This is a genomic window from Mycobacterium sp. NPDC003449 (assembly GCF_053588415.1).
On sequence record NZ_JBSFPX010000347.1, the window covers coordinates 1 to 2,939 of the forward strand.

3 protein-coding genes and 1 pseudogene are annotated in these 2,939 nt (G+C 69.0%); 1 reads left to right on the forward strand and 3 read right to left on the reverse strand.

What is annotated here, in order from left to right:
* A pseudogene (gene nadE / locus ACWDTP_RS38080) lies at nt 1–755 on the forward strand (NAD(+) synthase); the annotation flags it as partial.
* Between the two features lie 6 nt (nt 756–761).
* Here the strand turns inward: nadE and ACWDTP_RS38085 are convergent.
* From ACWDTP_RS38085 to ACWDTP_RS38095, 3 genes are all read right to left on the reverse strand, one after another.
* Nucleotides 762–1,364 (reverse strand): cation transporter, encoded by a 603-nt coding sequence (locus ACWDTP_RS38085; RefSeq protein WP_450028385.1) that lies wholly within the window; start codon nt 1,362–1,364, stop codon nt 762–764.
* A complete protein-coding gene (locus ACWDTP_RS38090) occupies nt 1,364–1,693 on the reverse strand; it encodes an ArsR/SmtB family transcription factor (RefSeq protein WP_450028386.1) in 330 nt (109 codons plus the stop codon). The genes ACWDTP_RS38085 and ACWDTP_RS38090 overlap by 1 nt, the downstream gene beginning before the upstream one ends.
* A 63-nt stretch (nt 1,694–1,756) precedes the next feature.
* The coding region (locus ACWDTP_RS38095; protein WP_450028387.1) for an acyl-CoA dehydrogenase at nt 1,757–2,939 on the reverse strand (1,183 nt) is incomplete at its 5' end.

Sequence of the window (2,939 nt, forward strand, 5' to 3'; positions counted from 1 at the left end):
AGCTGATGCTCACCGAGATGGGTCACCCGTATTCGAAGGGCGAGCAGGTCTATGACGTCACCTTCGAGAACGTGCAGGCCGGGCTGCGTACCGACTATCTGTTCCGGCTGGCCAATCAGCGCGGCGGCATCGTGCTCGGCACCGGGGACCTGTCCGAACTGGCGCTGGGCTGGTCGACCTACGGTGTCGGCGACCAGATGTCGCATTACAACGTCAACGGCGGGGTGCCGAAAACCCTGATCCAGCACCTGATCCGGTGGGTCATCTCGTCGGGCCAGTTCGGTCCGGAGGATTCCGACGTCAACCTGGTGCTGCGGTCGGTGCTGGACACCGAGATCACCCCGGAACTGGTGCCGGCCGGCGCGGGGGACCAGGTCCAGAGCAGCGAGGCCAAGGTCGGGCCCTATGCGCTGCAGGACTTCTCGCTGTTCCAGGTGTTGCGCTACGGGTTCCGGCCGTCCAAGGTGGCGTTCCTGGCCTGGCATGCGTGGCACGACGCCGCGCACGGTGACTGGCCGAGCGGATTCCCCGAGCACAAACGACCGGCCTACTCGCTCAAGGAGATCCGGCACTGGCTGCAGGTGTTCGCGCAGCGCTTCTACTCGTTCTCCCAGTTCAAACGTTCGGCACTGCCCAACGGCCCCAAGGTGTCGGCCGGTGGTTCGCTTTCGCCCCGCGGCGACTGGCGGGCACCGTCGGACATGTCGGCGCGGATCTGGCTCGACGAGATCGAGCGGGAGATCCCGGAAAGCTGACGGGCCTCAGCAACACGGGTCACCGCGCCACGCGTTGACACCTTCGCGCACCGCGAGCGCCGCGATCACCAGGGCCGCAATGCCATCGGCCCACGACCACCCGAACAGCGCGTTGAGCACCAGGCCGATCAGCAGCGCCGCGGACAGGTAGGTGCACAGCAGGGTCTGTTTGGAGTCGGCGAACGCCGACCGGGACCCGAGCTCACGGGCCGCCCTGCGCTGTGTCACCGACAGCACCGGCATGATCAGCAGGCTCGCGACCGCCAGGGCGATCCCCACCGGCGAATGCCGGGCCTCGCCGACACCGGCCAGCGACAGCGTCGCATCGACCGTCACATAGACGGCCAGGGCGAAGAACGAGAACGCGATGAGCCGCAGCGCAACCGGCTCCCGGGACTCGGGATCGCGTGCGGCGAACTGCCAGGCCACGATCGCCGCGGAGGACACCTCGACCGCCGAATCCAGGCCGAATCCGATCAGCGCCGACGACGACACCCGGGTGCCCTCGGTCAGTGCGATCACCGCCTCGATGACGTTGTAGGCGATCGTCGCGGCCACCAGCCATCGGATTCTGCGGGCCAGGCCCGCCGGTCGCGTGATCGCGGGCATCAGCAGCAGTCGCCGGTCTCGGCGGCCGGGCAGCAGGCCGGGTCGACGGTCAGCACCAGGCCGATCAGATCGTCGAGCGCGTGCGCGATGCGCGCGTCGGTGAGTTCGTACCGGCTGCGACGCCCCTCCGGCTCGGCCACGACCAGGCCGCAACCGCGCAGGCAGGCCAGATGATTCGACAGGATCTGCCGGGACACCCCGATCGCGTCGGCGAGGTCGGACGGGTAGTGCGGGCCGTCGCGCAGCATGAGCAGGATCCGGGCCCGGGTCGGATCCGAGAGTGCGCAGCCGAACCGCGACAGCGCCGCGCTGTTGGTGACCGTCTCCATGGGGGATAACAGTACATCTAGATCTGTATTCAGAACAGAGTGAACTATTTCGCCGGCCTGCGGTCAGAAGAAGCTGCCCGTGGGCGGCGTCGCACCGTTGAGCAGATAGTCACCGAGATAGCGCAGCTTGTAGCTGTCGGGATTGTGTGAGGCCAGCGTCCTGGCGTTGCGCCAGTGCCGGTCCAGGTTCAGCCCGGACCGCACCGAGGTGGCACCGCCGGTCTCGAACACCAGCCAACCGGTGCGGGCCGCGAGTTCGTCGACGCTGATCTTGGCGCGGGCCGCGTCCAGCGACGCCTGCAGCCGGGCGTCCTCCCGCTCGGGTCCCTCGGTCGCCCATGCCTGTTCGAGCGATCGGGCGGCCGAGGCGACGATCGCGTCCGCGGCATGGCTGTTGACCGAGATCTGGCCGACGACCGACTGCACGGCGGGTTCGTGGCGCGGCTCGTCGGCGCTGCCGTGGTAGTAGTTGCGGCGTCGCCCGCGCACCAGGGTGACCGCGTCGGCGGTGATCGCCCGCAGGATGCCCGCGACCACCGTGGTCAGGTACAGCTGCGGGAAAGTCGCTGAATACGAACCGCTTTCGGGGGCGAATTCGGAGTTCGGGATCACCTCCTCCGGCCGCACCACGACATCGCGGAAGTGCGTCGACCCGCTCGCGGTGTGTCGCTGACCGATACCGTCCCAATCGTCGGTGAGGTCGACACCCGCGCGGGTGGTCGGCACGGCCGCGGTCACCGGAGCACCGTCGGCGTCGACCGCCTTGACGAACAGCACGTCGCAGTAGAGGTTCCCGGTGCTGTAGAACTTGTGGCCGTTGAGCCGGTACCCGTCCTGGTCCGGTGACAGCGTCGTGCTGAAATCGGTGGTGCCGGCCTTGCTGGCGCGCAGCTCACTGAACGAGCCGCCGATCAGCTCGCCGGTGGCCACCCTGGCGAGGTAGCCGCGGCGGATGCTGTCCGGCGGGCTCTGCCGGGCCAATTCGACGAAGGCGAAGTGGTTGCGCAGGGCGTGCGCGACGCTGGGGTCGGCCTCGGCGAGCTCGGCGACGAATGCGAACAGCCGCGTCAGCGGGACGCCGCCGTCGGGCAGCCGCAGCCCGGGGATGCCTGCCCGCGCCAGCCTGCGGATTTCCGGGGCCGGTGATAGACCCGACGAATCCCGGTGCGCGGCCTGCGCGGCCAGGTCCTCCAGGATGTCGAGGACACCGAGATCGGCCGCCACCGGCCAGCGGTGCGCAGCTGGG